The organism is Flavobacterium glycogeni (assembly GCF_048286775.1).
GTDB lineage: Bacteria > Bacteroidota > Bacteroidia > Flavobacteriales > Flavobacteriaceae > Flavobacterium.
The window spans coordinates 299,431-315,418 of sequence record NZ_JBLVPV010000002.1; the positions used below are offsets into that span (position 1 = coordinate 299,431).

At 33.5% G+C, this 15,988-nt stretch carries 17 protein-coding genes; 13 read left to right on the forward strand and 4 right to left on the reverse strand.

Annotation, left to right across the window (positions count from 1 at the left end):
- Positions 1-3: 3 nt before the first annotated feature.
- Complete coding sequence (locus ACNQGX_RS02855; protein WP_417973830.1) at positions 4-363, reverse strand: hypothetical protein; 360 nt, start codon at positions 361-363, stop codon at positions 4-6.
- 638 nt (positions 364-1,001) lie between these two features.
- Between ACNQGX_RS02855 and ACNQGX_RS02860 the strand changes: the two genes are divergently transcribed.
- From ACNQGX_RS02860 to ACNQGX_RS02895, 8 genes are all read left to right on the forward strand, one after another.
- Positions 1,002-1,580 carry a nucleotide exchange factor GrpE gene (locus tag ACNQGX_RS02860; RefSeq protein WP_417973832.1) on the forward strand — a complete coding sequence of 193 codons (579 nt, stop codon included), beginning with the start codon at positions 1,002-1,004 and terminating at the stop codon, positions 1,578-1,580.
- Positions 1,581-1,658: 78 nt separating this feature from the next.
- Positions 1,659-2,774 (forward strand): molecular chaperone DnaJ, encoded by a 1,116-nt coding sequence (gene dnaJ, locus ACNQGX_RS02865; RefSeq protein ID WP_131917100.1) that lies wholly within the window; start codon positions 1,659-1,661, stop codon positions 2,772-2,774.
- A 141-nt stretch (positions 2,775-2,915) separates the two neighbouring features.
- On the forward strand, positions 2,916-3,836 hold the full coding sequence (locus ACNQGX_RS02870; RefSeq protein WP_417973835.1) for an ABC transporter ATP-binding protein: 921 nt from the start codon (positions 2,916-2,918) through the stop codon (positions 3,834-3,836).
- A 96-nt stretch (positions 3,837-3,932) separates the two neighbouring features.
- Positions 3,933-5,249: an ABC transporter permease gene (locus tag ACNQGX_RS02875; RefSeq protein ID WP_417973837.1), complete on the forward strand. Its 1,317-nt coding sequence runs from the start codon at positions 3,933-3,935 to the stop codon at positions 5,247-5,249.
- 83 nt (positions 5,250-5,332) lie between these two features.
- The gene (locus ACNQGX_RS02880; protein WP_417973839.1) at positions 5,333-6,496 is read left to right on the forward strand and encodes a sigma-54-dependent transcriptional regulator; all 1,164 of its coding nucleotides are present in this window, start codon (positions 5,333-5,335) and stop codon (positions 6,494-6,496) included.
- 74 nt (positions 6,497-6,570) lie between these two features.
- A complete protein-coding gene (locus ACNQGX_RS02885) occupies positions 6,571-7,290 on the forward strand; it encodes a DEAD/DEAH box helicase (RefSeq protein WP_417973841.1) in 720 nt (239 codons plus the stop codon).
- A gap of 16 nt (positions 7,291-7,306) precedes the next feature.
- Positions 7,307-7,525 (forward strand): DUF2007 domain-containing protein, encoded by a 219-nt coding sequence (locus ACNQGX_RS02890; RefSeq protein WP_131917096.1) that lies wholly within the window; start codon positions 7,307-7,309, stop codon positions 7,523-7,525.
- A gap of 21 nt (positions 7,526-7,546) precedes the next feature.
- The gene (locus ACNQGX_RS02895; protein WP_417973843.1) at positions 7,547-8,344 is read left to right on the forward strand and encodes a Cof-type HAD-IIB family hydrolase; all 798 of its coding nucleotides are present in this window, start codon (positions 7,547-7,549) and stop codon (positions 8,342-8,344) included.
- Positions 8,345-8,557: 213 nt separating this feature from the next.
- Here ACNQGX_RS02895 and ACNQGX_RS02900 read toward each other — a convergent pair whose 3' ends face one another.
- The gene (locus ACNQGX_RS02900) at positions 8,558-9,376 is read right to left on the reverse strand and encodes a hypothetical protein (RefSeq protein ID WP_417973845.1); all 819 of its coding nucleotides are present in this window, start codon (positions 9,374-9,376) and stop codon (positions 8,558-8,560) included.
- A gap of 116 nt (positions 9,377-9,492) precedes the next feature.
- On the opposite strand from ACNQGX_RS02900, the gene mtaB reads away from it, so the two are divergent.
- A complete protein-coding gene (gene mtaB / locus ACNQGX_RS02905) occupies positions 9,493-10,821 on the forward strand; it encodes a tRNA (N(6)-L-threonylcarbamoyladenosine(37)-C(2))-methylthiotransferase MtaB (protein WP_417973847.1) in 1,329 nt (442 codons plus the stop codon).
- 231 nt (positions 10,822-11,052) lie between these two features.
- On the opposite strand, the gene ACNQGX_RS02910 is transcribed toward mtaB, so the two are convergent.
- Both ACNQGX_RS02910 and ACNQGX_RS02915 read right to left on the reverse strand, forming a co-directional pair.
- Complete coding sequence (locus ACNQGX_RS02910) at positions 11,053-11,769, reverse strand: 3-ketoacyl-ACP reductase (RefSeq protein WP_417973849.1); 717 nt, start codon at positions 11,767-11,769, stop codon at positions 11,053-11,055.
- 129 nt (positions 11,770-11,898) lie between these two features.
- Positions 11,899-12,735, reverse strand: coding sequence for a DUF6929 family protein (locus tag ACNQGX_RS02915; protein ID WP_417973851.1), 837 nt, complete (start codon positions 12,733-12,735; stop codon positions 11,899-11,901).
- Between the two features lie 183 nt (positions 12,736-12,918).
- On the opposite strand from ACNQGX_RS02915, the gene ACNQGX_RS02920 reads away from it, so the two are divergent.
- From ACNQGX_RS02920 to ACNQGX_RS02935, 4 genes are all read left to right on the forward strand, one after another.
- Positions 12,919-13,800, forward strand: a complete 882-nt coding sequence (locus tag ACNQGX_RS02920; protein WP_417973853.1) for a PPK2 family polyphosphate kinase — start codon at positions 12,919-12,921, stop codon at positions 13,798-13,800.
- A 203-nt stretch (positions 13,801-14,003) separates the two neighbouring features.
- Positions 14,004-14,723, forward strand: a complete 720-nt coding sequence (locus ACNQGX_RS02925) for a hypothetical protein (protein WP_417973855.1) — start codon at positions 14,004-14,006, stop codon at positions 14,721-14,723.
- Between the two features lie 350 nt (positions 14,724-15,073).
- Positions 15,074-15,424 (forward strand): type II toxin-antitoxin system RelE/ParE family toxin, encoded by a 351-nt coding sequence (locus ACNQGX_RS02930; protein WP_417973857.1) that lies wholly within the window; start codon positions 15,074-15,076, stop codon positions 15,422-15,424.
- Complete coding sequence (locus ACNQGX_RS02935; RefSeq protein ID WP_417973859.1) at positions 15,414-15,746, forward strand: helix-turn-helix domain-containing protein; 333 nt, start codon at positions 15,414-15,416, stop codon at positions 15,744-15,746. The genes ACNQGX_RS02930 and ACNQGX_RS02935 overlap by 11 nt, the downstream gene beginning before the upstream one ends.
- Positions 15,747-15,988 lie beyond the last annotated feature (242 nt).

A 15,988-nucleotide genomic window follows, 5' to 3' on the forward strand; every position in this document is an offset into this window, starting at 1 on the left:
TTGTTATTTGCCTCTATAACCCGCCGGTAGACAAGAATCAGATTTTGGTGAACCTGGTAGAAAACCAAACATTACATTGAGTCTGGCGGAACATTCTGTCATTGAGCATGAAATAGGATGGGAAGAACAAAAGCGATTGCTATCAAATGGATCCGCTATTTCTCCAGGAAGAACTACAAGAGGTGCTCCTCCATAACATTTTCTTTCAAAGGCTACTTTACAATCTGGCCCAACAAGCATAGTTGTTGCAGCTATTTTTGTGGCTGCTTGATTTTTTTTGGGAGGCATTATAGATTCATTTTCTTTGAAACTTGGACTGGTCAATACCCCTAGGGCAAGACAAATAAATAGTATTGTTTTCATTTTGTTAAAGGATTTAATGGGTTTCATGATTTTCAATCTTTTTATTCTATTGACGTTTTTATCAGTACTATTTTCGTTTAAATAATTTACTAATAATTCCGTTAGATATCAAATTGATGCTAATTGGCATCAAAACCAGATAAAAAAAATTATCTTCTTAGATATGGGGCGAAATGTTTTTATTGATAAAAGTAGGTTGCTGTACGGGATACTGTATGATATAATCCCGGATGATAGTTATTGTATTTACCTGGGGAAGGTTGATAAATAGTGAATTAAAACATTGCTTTTTTAATTTAAAATGCTGTAATACAATACTTTGTTTTAAATTTTAAGATATAAAATTATTGAGATATTAACGAAATAGTCTTAAAATTATATTAAAATTTTTGTGTTATCCATTTTGTCATTTCGAAGAAAGAGAAACGTAAGTTCAGCGGAGCTAAATCATAATCAAAAGATTCAGATTACAAGACTTCTCCTTCGAAATGACAAAACAATGGGCAATGCTTGTTCATGAAATAATAGTATCGGCTTAGAAATAGTATTAGTTATAAGCTGATTTTCTAAAAAAAGGTGACAATTTGACATTTTAAAAGAATTGGCAGTACTTTTGCAATCCAAAGAAAAGAATAAAAATGAAGTTTAAGAATATTTTTAAAAATACAAGCAATATGACTACTGAAAATACAGAAATCGATCAAGAAATAGATGAGGCAACATTAGAGAATAATGCCAATGGAGAGCAACTTATTATTGAGGAATTGGGTGTAGAAGAGCAATTAACACAAGACTTAGCCAAAGAGAAAGACAAGTATTTACGATTATTTGCTGAATTTGAAAATTACAAACGAAGAACTACAAAAGAACGCATCGAGTTATTTAAAACGGCTAATCAAGAAGTTTTGCTTGCTATGTTGCCTGTTTTAGATGATTTCGACAGAGCGATTGTAGAAATAAGCAAATCAGAAGATGAACTGTTGCTAAAAGGAGTGGAGCTTATTCATGAAAAATTAAAAAACACTTTAGTTTCTAAAGGATTAGAGCAAGTTGAGGTAAAGGCTGGAGACGCTTTTGATGCGGATTTTGCTGAAGCAATAACTCAAATTCCTGCGCCGTCAGACAAAATGAAAGGTAAAATTGTCGATGTTCTTGAAAAAGGATATAAATTAGGAGACAAGATCATTCGTTTTCCAAAAGTAGTTATCGGTCAATAATAGATCCTGAATTAATACTGTCTTTATATTACGCGTAGAGGCGCCTTGTAGTGTGTCTTTATAAAAGAAAAAATAAAAATGAAAAAAGATTTTTACGAAATATTAGGCATTTCAAAGAATGCTGATGCTGCTGAAATTAAAAAAGCATACCGAAAAAACGCACTACAGTTTCATCCTGACAAAAATCCTGGAGACAAATCGGCAGAAGATAAATTTAAATTGGCTGCTGAAGCTTACGAAGTATTAAGCGATCCTCAGAAAAAAGCAAAATACGACCAATATGGTCACCAAGCTTTTGATGGTTCAGGCGGTTTTGGCGGAGGTGGTCACGGCGGAATGAATATGGATGACATTTTCAGTCAGTTTGGTGATATTTTCGGAGGCGGTTTTGGTGGTTTCGGAGGCGGTGGAGGCGGCGGAGTTCGTCGTGCTAAAGGAAGCAACCTTCGTATCAAAGTAAAATTAACATTGGAAGAAATTGCCAATGGCGTGGAGAAAAAAGTAAAAGTAAAACGTAAAGTTCAAGCACCTGGAGTTACCTATAAAACATGTTCTACATGTAACGGTCAAGGACAAGTGATGCGCGTTACGAATACAATTTTGGGCAGAATGCAATCGGCTTCTACATGTCCAACATGTAGTGGTTCGGGTCAAATTTTAGATAGAAAACCATCAGAAGCAGATTCACAAGGAATGATTCTTGAAGACGAAACGGTTTCGATAAAAATACCTGCGGGTGTGGTTGACGGAATGCAATTGAAAGTTTCTAATAAAGGAAACGATGCTCCGGGAAACAGTATTCCGGGAGATTTGATTGTTGCTATTGAGGAATTGGAGCATGAGTTCTTGAAACGTGAAGGGGAGAATTTGCATTACGATTTATACATCAGTTTTGCTGAAGCTGTTCTTGGGATTTCGAAAGACATCGAAGCTATAAACGGAAAAGTGAGAATCAAACTGGAAGAAGGAATTCAATCGGGTAAGATTCTGAGATTAAAAGGAAAAGGAATTCCTAGTATCAATGGTTACGGAAACGGCGATTTATTGGTGCATGTGAATGTTTGGACTCCAAAAACGTTGAACAAAGACCAAAAACAGTTTTTCGAAAAAAATCTTACGGATGAAAATTTTATTCCAAATCCGGAAAAATCAGACAAGTCATTTTTCGAGAAAGTGAAAGACATGTTTTCATAATAAAAAGTTAGATGCTATTTATCGCGTCTAATTTAAAAAATATATTCCCCATCCTTGTTAAAATAAGGATGGGTTTTTTATGTAACTATTCTAAGTATTTCGGTACTAATTATTTACTTTTACACCAATTAAAAAATGAGCATGAGTAATATTCTTGAAGTGAATAAAGTTGTCAAGCAATACGGTGATTATGTGGCGCTTAACGAGGTTTCATTAATGGTTCCCAAAGGAAGTATCTACGGACTTTTAGGTCCAAATGGAGCCGGAAAAACATCACTTATCCGAATTATAAATCAAATTACATTGCCTGACAGTGGTGAAATTATTTTGGATGGTGAAAAACTGCAACCCAAACACGTTCAATATATAGGCTATTTACCGGAAGAAAGAGGATTGTACAACACGATGAAAGTGGGAGAACAATGCTTGTATTTGGCTCAAATGAAAGGACTTTCTAAGGCTGAAGCCAAAAAACAACTGGAGTATTGGTTCGAAAGATTAGAAATTCAAGGCTGGTGGAACAAGAAAATCCAAGAACTTTCTAAAGGAATGGCGCAGAAAATTCAGTTTGTGGTATGCGTTTTGCACAAGCCAAAGCTGTTGATTTTTGACGAACCTTTTTCTGGTTTTGACCCCGTAAATGCCAATATTATCAAAGATGAAATTCTGGCGTTGAGAGAAGAAGGAGCTACCATAATTTTTTCGACACACCGCATGGAAAGCGTAGAAGAATTATGTGATCATATTGCGCTGATTCACAAATCCAATAAACTGATTGAAGGAAAACTGGACGATGTAAAAAGACAATTTAAAACCAATAGTTTTGAAGTGGGTATTTTATCGGAGAATGTAGAAGGTTTGATGTATGCTATTACGCAGCAATTTACCGTTGGTCCAGCTAATTTTAAATCACTGAACAACGAATTAAAACTGGAAATTCAACTCGGAAATGCCACGCCAAACGAATTGTTGAATATCCTGACACAATGCGGTCAGGTAACGCATTTTGTAGAAAAAATCCCAAGTGTCAATGATATTTTCATTCAAACAGTAACACAATAGATGGTTAGACTTCTTAGATTGTTAGACTTTTTACAGTCTTCTAATCTAATCGTTCTAAAAAATCTAAGTAATCTAAAAATCTAAGCAGTCTAAAAAATGAGCATCATATCATTAATTATAAAAAGAGAGTTTATTGCCAAAGTTCGTAATAAATCTTTTATTGTTATGACTTTTTTAAGTCCGTTACTATTTGTGGGAATAGCCGTTTTTGTGGCCTATTTAAGTTCCATGAAAGCAGATACCAAAAGAATCGCTATTCATGATGAATCGGGTATGTTTGTAAAGGAATTTACGTCGCAAAACAATAAAAATAAAGCGTACAAATACCTTGATTTGTCTTTAATAGATTTAAAATTCCTTAAAGACAGTATCACAAATGAAAGCTATGAAGGATTGTTATACATTCCAAAAGCGAGTAATTCCAAGGATTTCGAAAGTAAAATCCAGTTTATTTCAAACAGCAGTCCCAGTATGTCATTCATTGAAAATGTTCAGGATGTAATAGCAAGTAAACTGACCAAAAACAATTTAGAAAAAGCACATTTAGATACATTGGCTATTAAAAATGCCCAGTCAAAAGTGAATATCAGCTTGACAAAAGCATCTGGTGAAGAAAGCGTCAAAGGGCTTAACGAAATCAAAATAGGCATCGGCGGCGCATTTGGATATCTTATTATGATGTTCATAATCATCTACGGAAACATGGTGATGCGAAGCGTCATCGAAGAAAAAACCAGCCGAATAGTAGAAATCATAATTTCCTCGGTGAAACCCTTTCAATTGATGATGGGTAAAATCATAGGAACTTCATTAGCAGGATTGCTGCAATTCTTTATTTGGGCAATAATCGGAATGTCATTAATGTTTGCTGCCTCCGTATTTTTTGGGGTAAATGTGGGACCAACAGCCAGCGTTTCACCTGAATTGATGCATACTGCACAGCAGGAAATGACCGGAACTGCCCAAATGTATATTAAGGAATTATGGAATTTACCCATTATAAGTATCCTTGTTGGCTTTGTGATTTATTTCATTGGCGGTTATTTTCTGTACAGTTCCTTTTATGCGGCAATTGGCGCTGCAGTTGATAATCAAACGGATTCGCAGCAGTTTCTTCTGCCTATCATTATGCCGTTAATGTTGAGCGTTTACGTTGGATTTTTCACTGTTATCAATGATCCGCACGGGACAATTGCAGTCGTTTTTTCAATGATTCCGCTTACCTCACCAATCGTAATGCTCATGCGAATTCCGTTTGGCGTACCTTTGTGGCAAATTGCAATATCAGTAACATTATTATTCGGAAGCTTCTTTTTTGTAGTTTGGTTTGCCGCAAAAATATACCGAATAGGAATACTCATGTACGGCAAAAAACCAACGTGGAGTGAAATGTACCGCTGGTTGAAATATTAAATTTAGATTAATTCGGTTATTTGGTTATTCGTTTAATCGATTAAACAAATAACCAAATTAACGATTAAACAAATTATTAAAATATGTCAAAAATACTAATCATAGAAGACGAAGCCGCAATTCGAAGAGTACTTACAAAAATACTCTCTGAAGAAAACGACACCTATCAGGTTGAAGAAGCCGAAGATGGTGTTGCAGGTTTTGAAAAAATAAAAAACAACGATTACGATTTGGTTTTGTGCGACATCAAAATGCCCAAAATGGATGGCGTTGAGGTTCTGGAAGCAGTCAAAAAAATCAAACCCGAAATCCCAATGGTTATGATCTCTGGTCATGGCGATATGGAAACGGCAATCAATACGATGCGTTTGGGTGCGTTTGATTACATTTCAAAACCACCGGATTTAAATCGATTGTTGAATACGGTTCGCAACGCTTTAGACAAAAAACAACTCGTAGTAGAGAATAAAATTCTGAAGAAAAAAGTCAGCAAAAACTACGAAATGGTTGGCGAAAGCGAAGCCATTAATCACATTAAACTGATGATTGACAAGGTTGCCCAAACGGAAGCCCGAGTTTTAATCACGGGACCAAACGGAACCGGAAAAGAATTGGTTGCGCATCAATTGCATGAAAGAAGTGAAAGAGCTAACTTTCCTTTAATTGAAGTGAACTGCGCTGCTATTCCATCTGAATTAATAGAAAGCGAATTATTTGGTCATGTAAAAGGGGCCTTTACATCGGCAGTGAAAGATCGTGCTGGAAAATTTGAAGCCGCTGATAAAGGAACTATTTTCTTGGATGAAATTGGGGACATGAGCCTTTCGGCACAAGCCAAAGTATTGCGTGCTTTACAAGAGAGCATGATTACCAGAGTGGGAGCGGATAAAGACATTAAAGTTGATGTTCGTGTCGTAGCGGCAACGAATAAAGATTTGAAAAAGGAAATTGCCGAAGGTCGTTTCCGTGAAGATTTATACCATCGTTTGGCAGTAATTTTGATAAAAGTTCCTGCGTTGAATGATAGAAGAGAAGATATTCCGATGTTGATTTCGCATTTTGCTGATAAAATTGCCTCGGAGCAAGGAAATGCAGTCAAAAAATTCTCAAAAGAAGCGATTAATTTATTGAAGGAATACGATTGGACGGGAAACATCCGTGAATTACGAAATGTAGTGGAACGCTTGATTATCCTTGGCGGAAGCGAAATTTCCGAAAATGATGTAAAGTTATTCGCAAGTAAGTAAATAGTTATAGGTTATAAGTTGTAGGTTATTTGTTTAACCTTATATCTTATATCTTATAACGTACAACTAAAAATATGAAACTAAAAAAAATAAACGAAGAGTTACAACAAGCCCTAATTGAAAACGGTTTGACTGAGGCCAATGCGATGCAAAAAGAAACATTTTCGACAATGAAAAGTGGTTCGGATTGTATTATTATTGCACCAAAAGGAAGCGGGAAATCGACAACAATTGTGCTGAATGTAATTCAGAAATTGGCAGGCGCAAACGAAGAATCACCAAGAGCTTTAATTATTGTTGAAGACAAAGCTAAAGTATTGGAAATGGAATCACTTTTTGAAAAATACGGAAAGAATTCTAATTTAGAAGTCTATGGTGTTCATGATAAAGGGGATATGGAATACGATAAAAATTATATTTCTAGCGGAATTGACGTGTTGATTGGGACTCCAAATAAGTTAAGTGAAATGTTTACCACAGCTGGATTTAATGTAAACCGATTGAAAATGTTTATTTTGGATGATGCAGACCCAATTTTGAAATTGCGTCATGAAACTAAAATCATGCGTATTTCGAATAGCATTGTTAGAACCCAACGTATTATATTCTCGGAACAATTTACAGATCGAATAGAAATCCTTGCTGAAAAAATGCTAGTGGAGCCTTTTGAATTCGATTTTGATGGAACCGAAGAGGATGAGGACGAAGATTTTGAAGAGGAAGAAAACTTTGAGGCAGATCAAGATGAAGATTTTGAGGAGCAAGAAGGTGATGAGGAAAACGGGAATAAATAATTAAAAATACAATACGATGGGATTAATGAAAGTGTTTTCGGGAAGTGAAATTTTAGCAATGGCGTTGAAAGAAAAAATTGAAGCAATTGGTGTAGAAACCGTTTTGAAAAATAATATACAATCGGCTCGATTGGCAGGTTTTGGAACTTCGGGACAAGCAGTGGAATTATTCGTTCAAGAAACCGAGTTTGCAAAAGTGAATCCAGTTATTGAAGAATTTAGAATGAGTATTTAACGCATTCGCAAAAAAAATTAGATGAAATATAAAATGTTGGTTTTGGACATGGACGACACTTTGTTGACCGATGACCATACCATTTCAAACGAGAATAAAGAAATGTTGTTTAAGGCACAGGAATTGGGGGTTTATGTTATTCTGGCATCCGGAAGACCAACGCCTGCAATGACTGCTTATGCCAAAGAATTACAACTAGATGATTCGTATATGATATCGTATAATGGCGCTGTCATTACGGATTTAAAGCAAGATAAAGTCATTTTTGAGCAAACGTTAACCCAAGAACAAATTCATGAATTGTATGATTACAGTTTAAAAAGTAATACACATATTATTACTTACGTTGATGGGAAAATTGTGAGTGAAACGGATTCTGAATTTATCGAAATTGAAAAGAACATCACAGGTTTAGAACATAATAAAGTACTTAGTTTTAAAGATGAGGTTCAGTCTTCAGCTGTAAAATGTATTTTATTAGAGGAGCCAAGCTATTTAAAAGAAGTAGAAAAAGATTTGAAAGCCGCTATGCCACATCTTAGTGTCAGCATGTCAAAGCCTTTTTTTCTTGAGGTAGCACAAAATGGAATTGATAAAGGAGCCAGTATCAAATTTTTGGCAGAAAAACTGGATATACATCAAAGTGAAATTATAGCTGTTGGAAACGCAGGGAATGATTTAACCATGATTGAATATGCAGGATTGGGGGTTTGGGTCGATAATGTAGATCCTGAATTGAGAGATAAAGGAGATTTTATTGTAGCTTCCAATAACGATCACGGTGTGGCTGAAGTTGTGAGCAGGTTTATTTTGAATTAATTTTTAATCAGTTAATAGTTAAATCCGAAAAATAAAAAATAGCCGATATTTTACATTATAAACTGTGTAAAATATCGGCTATTTTTGTTTGTGTGATATGCAAAATATCCTTTCTACTCAAAATTGTCTTAATTTACCTTTGGAATTTTGGTAGTAGGAAAAAATGGATTTATTATTAAAAACTTATAAGAAGTTAGATATATTTATTGGTTTTCAATCAGGATATTCTATTAATCCATCGTGATTTAAGTTTGTTATTAATCTTGTAAATATAGCCTTCATTTCAAAACATATTTTCCAATTTATTAATAAAGACTCTTCTTGAATAACAAGTTCTTTACCTTTTGCAAAAATAAATTTTGATCCAAAATATTCTTTTTCATGTCCGTTTTTATTAAAAATCCCATTGTTATGGATAAGACAGTTTCTGTAATCTGAAATAAATTCAATAAAGGTTAAATCGTTTTCCCTTTCTTCATAACATCCCATTTTTTTTGTTATAAAACGTATTTTTTTATGAAGCGAAATATCTGGTGTCAATTTTTTAATTATTGCCTCTTTTTGGGCATTACTAAAATCATTATTATTTATAAATGAATTTTCGTCCTTTATTTTCTTTGCTACATATGTATTAAATTCATCTTTGTTGCAAAGTTTTTCAAAAATTAGATTGATACAAGTTTCAAAAGTAGCAAAGCTTCGTAAAATCAAATTACCATTTAAATTTCTTTGATATGTTTCTTTGGGTTTTGCATCTTGAATAAAAAATAGTTTTTCAATATGATTTTTTTTAAATTCATCTAAATTTTCATCGAAATACAATTTGTATATTTTTTTTGAGTCTACTTCTTCAAAGAAAAAAAGAATATTCCATCCTAAGTAATATTGATTTACAGTATTTTGAAACAGCCCATAAAAATAATATCTAACATCATATTCTAAAAAATTCAAATCAAAAGATAATTTTTTTGCTTCTATTGGAATATTAAAAACGTCTAATTTAAATTTATCCAATATTTCTACTTTTGTCATTTTTTATTTTTTCTATCTTAACAAATTTAAGGGATTTATATTAACTCTTAAGTTTTTGTTCGTAAATTTGCGCACTTAAATTTTTTGACAACGATTTCATTAGTTTAAGATAAATTATGGAAAATAGAAAAAAAGTTGCTTTTTATACGCTGGGTTGTAAGCTGAATTTTTCGGAAACTTCAACGATTGCCCGTAATTTACAGGATGAGGGTTTTGATCGCGTCGATTTTGAGGAAGTGGCTGATATGTATGTAATTAACACGTGTTCAGTGACGGAAAATGCAGATAAGCAGTTCAAGCAAGTCGTGCGAAAAGCAATGAAATTGAATGATAAAGCATTTGTTGCAGCAGTAGGTTGTTATGCGCAATTGAAACCGGAAGAATTAGCGAGTGTAGATGGAGTGGATTTAGTTCTTGGAGCAACTGAAAAATTTAAATTGGCGGATTATATTAATGATTTGTCTAAAAATGATTTTGGTGAAGTGCATTCCTGTGAGATTGCCGAAGCTGATTTTTATGTGGGAAGTTATTCGATAGGAGACAGAACGCGTGCTTTCTTGAAAGTTCAGGACGGTTGTGATTACAAATGTACCTATTGTACCATTCCGTTAGCAAGAGGAATTTCGAGAAGTGATGAACTGGAAAATGTATTGAAAAATGCCTCTGAAATTTCGAAACAAAATATTAAAGAAATTGTTCTTACTGGAGTAAATATTGGTGATTACGGAAAAGGGGAATTTGGAAATAAAAAACACGAACATACCTTTTTAGAATTAGTTCAGGAATTGGATAAAGTAGAAGGAATCGAAAGATTGCGAATTTCGTCTATTGAACCGAATTTATTGAAAAATGAAACGATAGAATTTGTATCGAAAAGCAGAACTTTTGTACCGCATTTTCATATTCCGTTGCAATCCGGAAGTAATGATCTTTTGAAGTTAATGAAGCGTCGTTATTTGCGTGAAGTCTATACGGAAAGAGTAAATAAAATTCGGGAAGTGATGCCACATGCTTGTATTGGTGTGGATGTGATTGTTGGTTTTCCTGGCGAAACAGACGAACATTTTCTGGAAACCTATCATTTCTTGAATGATATGGAGATTTCATATTTGCATGTTTTCACGTATTCAGAGCGTGATAATACCGAAGCTGCTGACATGAGCGGAGTTGTTCCTACCAATGTTCGTGCAAAACGCAGTAAAATGTTACGAGGATTGTCGGTTAAAAAACGTCGTGCTTTTTATGAAAGTCAATTGGGAACCAATAGAACCGTTTTATTTGAAAGTGAAAATAAAGAAGGGTACATTCACGGTTTTACCGAAAACTATGTGAAAGTAAAAACACCTTGGAATCCAGAATTAGTAAACACCTTGCATGAAATCAATTTGACAAAAATCGATGAAGACGGAAGTGTGCGAATGGATTTTGTTTCGACTTTGGTTTAAATCAATTATTAAACATATAAGTCATTTAAGTTTTTAGGACTAACAAGGACTTTAATAAACAAAGAGATTAGGAGAATAAGAGTGATATTTAAGTAAGTAACTCGAAAGTTTTTTAAACCATTAAGAGATTAAGAAAATTAAGCGCAAAACTTAATGAAACTTAATTTCTTAATGGTTTTTATATTTTAAGCTTATATGCCTTATATGTTTAAAAACAAAAACAAAAACAAATTACGGATTCGTAGACCAAATACTGCTGTTTTTGATAAATACGCGTCGGTTTAGTTTGAGTTGTGCGATGATTAATTCGGCCATGTCTTCTGCCTGCATGACTTTTTCCGGATTTCCATCAGTCAGTTTTAAATCTTTTGCCATATCAGTGGCAACAGTACTTGGTGTTAATGCCGTTACACGAATATTATGTTTGCGTACTTCCTGCATCAACGATTCCGTTAATCCTAAAACAGCAAATTTTGAAGCGCTATAAGCACTCGTTAACGCATTTCCGCTTAATCCGGCTGTTGAAGAGATATTGATGATATCGCCAGTTTGTCTTTCAATCATATTAGGTAACACGGCACGGGTCACATAATACGTTCCCATAAGGTTTACCTGAATGATGCGTTCCCAATCGGTTGGTTCTAATTCTAAGAATTTTCCAAAAGCGGCTATTCCGGCATTATTAATTAAAATATCAATAGTTCCAAATTCAGCTAATGCTTTGGCAACGGCAGCATTTACCGAATTGATATCAGCAACATCAGCGGTTATTGCCAGTGCTTTTACTCTTAACGAACGCACTTTTGCCGCTACACTGTCTATTTCGTCCTGTGTTCGTGCTACCAAAATTATGTTTACGCCTTCTTTGGCTAAGGCCAAAGCAATCGCTTTTCCAATTCCTTTTCCTGCGCCGGTGATTAGGGCATTTTTATTTTTTAAATCTGTCATTTTATGAATTATTTGATGCCTATAAAAGGCTGATTTTACTGTAAAAGTAGTGTGTTTTGCATTTGAAATCTATTTTGATTTTCTATTTAATCTAAATTTAACGTTCTGTTATTTTGGATGAAATGAACATCATTTTTTGTCCAAAGTCAATTTATAAATAGCTGTTTCTAAGATTTCGGTGTCTTTGTCTTCACAAAGCAGGAACTCTATTTTTTCTTTTGAATTGGTGTATAAAGTCAATCCTTCGAATTTATGGGTACTGCTAATTTTTTGAGTGAAATCGATTTTCATGGTTTTCAGATTGATTCTCCCTATAAGACTTCCTAAAACTTCGCCATCATCATAAGTAGATTCGGTATCTTCGGCTGTGGCCAAAAAATAAATGCTGTTGTCAACTAAAACGGCATCCGTAAAACTACTGCGCACTCCTTTTATTTTTGGGAGTTTGTAGGCGTTAGAAAGAATAGTGAAATCGTTGGTCAGGTTTTTTCCTTCGATGGTGAAAAGAACATTTTTATTGGAACTGCCGTTGCCGCGATTCAATAAAAACCAACTTTCGCCATTATAGATGGCGCCTTCGATGTTGAAATCTTCGGGTTTTATTTCTCCAAAATTTTGCATTACTGCATACAAATCGGCGATGTCATTTGTGGCAATTATCTTTTTATCGCTGGAGTTGAGTTGTATCATTTTGTTCCTTTTTTCGGTGGAACCGGAGCCAAAAACATACAAACTATCATCAAAATGGGTTATGGCTTCAAAATCAGCTTTGTCTTTTTTTAGTGTGTTTTCGGTGGGGTTTTCCAGTAACGGATGGCGTTTTAAATCCTGGGAATCTATGTGGTATTCGTAAAGAAAACCGCTGTTGTCCCCAATAATCAGTAGGGAATTGTCTTTGTAAATGAGTCCTGATGCTGAACCAATGCCGATGATTTGAAAGAGTAATTCGAGTGTGAATTTTTCCATTGTATTTGTTTTGAAAACGAGTGCCTAGCCCTGATGGTCGAATTACTCTTGCAATTCCCTTTTCCTTTTTTTCTTTAAAAAAGGAAAAGATACAAGTGTACAGCAGGAAAATGCTCCTGAAATTCATCAGGATTAATCCTCATTATTTGTTATATTTGAGTTCACAAAGATAAAATATTTCTTATGAAGTCTATAAATCCCGACGATTTTAAAGTGATTGGCAAAATTGATTTGTCCAACATTCCTACGAACCTATTTAATGGAAATAGTGATGATGAAAAGGAAGATAAATTAGATAAAGTGCAAGTAAAATTGAGTGAAATACAGGATGTGATGTATGCGCACAATCGCTATGGCGTTTTGATTTGTTTGCAAGGTATGGACACATCGGGAAAGGATAGTTTGATTCGGGAAGTTTTCAAAGAGTTTAATTCCCGTGGTGTGGTGGTGCATAGTTTTAAAACGCCGAATTCAACGGAGTTGGAACATGATTATTTGTGGAGACATTATTTGGTTTTGCCTGAAAAGGGAAAATTTACGGTTTTTAACAGATCGCATTATGAAAATGTTTTGGTCACCAGAGTGCATCCTGAATATATTATGAATGAAAATTTGCCAGGTATTGAAACCGTAGACGATATTACACCACAGTTTTGGGAAAATAGAATGCAGCAAATAAATAATTTTGAGAAGCACATTACGCAAAACGGGACTATTATGTTGAAATTCTTTTTACACATGAGTAAAGAAGAACAAAGACAGCGCTTGTTACGCCGACTGGAAGAACAAAAACACAATTGGAAATTCTCGACAGGCGATTTGAAAGAAAGGGATCGATGGGATGATTATATGCATTATTACGAGGAAGCAATTAACAATACAAGTTCAGAATATGCACCTTGGTATGTCATTCCTGCTGATGATAAGGAAATGGCGCGGTATATTGTTGCCAAAATTATTTGGGAAGAAATGCAAAAACACACTGATATTCAAGAGCCTGAAATGGATGAGAAAGTTAAGGGAAACATCGAAATGTATAAAGAGATGTTGAAGAAAGAGTCTTAAAGTCAAAAACTAAAATCAGTAAAATAGCACTCAATAGCTTAAAAGATTTTTTGAATGTTTGTGAGAAAAATCAATATCTTTGAGAAATGTGAAATGAAAAAAACCTTCGCCAATCTGTCCTGATTTGGGTGTATAGGCGAAGTTTTTTTTCGTTTATAGAATAGTAGACAAACAGCTTAGGGAAATTGTAAAAAAAAATATAAATGGCAGAAATTAAGCAATCTGAAAAGTTAATGATTGAAAAAATATTAGGAATGGATAGCGGTTATGTTCTAAGTTTTTCAAACACTTCTTTTCAAGAAATTATATTTAATCTTACAAAAATAGATATTTATCAAAGTAAATTTGAAATTTATGGAGATTCAAAAGCGAAAAGATTAAGAGCTTTTTGGCAACTTGAATCAAATATTAATGTTGGAAACGTTATTAAAGAACTAATTGAATGTTGGAAAACTCAAAAATTATTAAACAATCATCAAATAGAAAATAATGAAGATTTACTGGCAAAAGAATGTATGAAAATTGCAAATCGTTTGTTAGGAGTTAAAAATGAAGAAATAAAAAACGAAACAACGACAATAAATGAATTTCTTAACAAAGAGTTTAAAGAAATTTCTTTGTACAAATTAAATATCGACAATACTGTAACCGAAATTTTAAACAAAAGATTGATTGAAATCAATAAAAGTATCCAAAATGAAGCACCTTTATCTGTAATAATAATGTGTGGAAGTGTCCTCGAAGGAATTTTATTAGGTGTAGCAACTTCCAAAATGCGAGAATTTAACCAAAGTAATTCAAGTCCCAAAAATAAAGAAACGGGTAAAGTATTACCATTTCACGATTGGACGTTGAGTAATTTTATTGATGTATCACATAGTATTGGAATTTTAGGACTGGATGTAAAAAAAATACAGTCATAGTTTAAGAGATTTTAGAAATTATATTCATCCTTATGAACAAATGAGTAGTGGCTTTAATCCAGATATTGATACAGCAAAAATATCGTGGCAAGTTTTAAAAGCTGGGATTACTGATTTAACCAAAAATATAAATAAATAGCCCGGTCTACTAACAGGTGTTTTGCATGACTGGGAATTTAGTGGCTTAAGTTGTTTTCTTACGAAAGTTATTTGAAGTTTATCATTACGATACGATTAGGACGTGAAATTATTGTTTTTTATAATGTTCCTGAAAAACAATCCCTTAAAAAATAAAATTCAACAATTCGAATTGTATTTGTATCTTTGTATGGAAACAAAAAGTAAATTGAATGAATAAATTTGAAGTTGTTTTTTTGACAGAGGCTAGAGAATTCCTTCTTGAATTAGACGAAAAAAGTCGAGACAAGATTATTTTCAATATAGACAAATCAAAAATTAAAAACGACAACGAACTGTTTAAAAAACTAAAAGGTGAAATTTGGGAATTTAGAACTTTGTATAACAAAACTTATTTCAGAATTTTTGCGTTTTGGGATAAAACCGAAAAAACTGAAACATTAGTTTTAGCAACACACGGAATAATTAAGAAAACGGGCAAAACACCTGAAAAAGAAATTGAAAAAGCCGAAAATATAAGGTTGAAATACTTTGAAATAAAAATTAAGCGAAATGAAAAATAAAGAAAAAGAATTAGAAATGTTCACTTTTGACCAAATTAAGAATGAATTTATTGGTGAAATTGGAGGTGTAAAAAGAACGCTTTATGAACAAGAACTTCAAATGGAAATTTTAGGAGACTTAATCAAAAAAGTTCGCCTTGAAAGAAATATGACCCAAGAAGAGTTAGGGAAATTAATTGGTGTTCAAAGAGCCCAAATTTCAAAACTTGAGAATAACACAACGAATGTGACGGTTGAAACAATATTAAGAGTTTTCAGTGCATTAAAAGCAAAAGTAAATTTCAATGTTGAATTACTGAACAGTAACATAAAGATTGCGTAATAAAGCTACTTCTGCTAACAGCTAATTTTTTCGTTGCACAAGCCCTAAAAAATACAAATCGGTAGAAAATAGCATGAAAAAAACAACCTCGTTTTGCACTGCCCCCAAAAAGTTAGACACTATTTGGGGTATTTTTATGGAAAGAAAATCAAAATATGATTATGCATTTAAGAAAGAATGTGTTGAGTTAGTTTTAAATAATGGCTATTCAAGTAGACGTGTTTCTAAATTGAAAGGTCCAG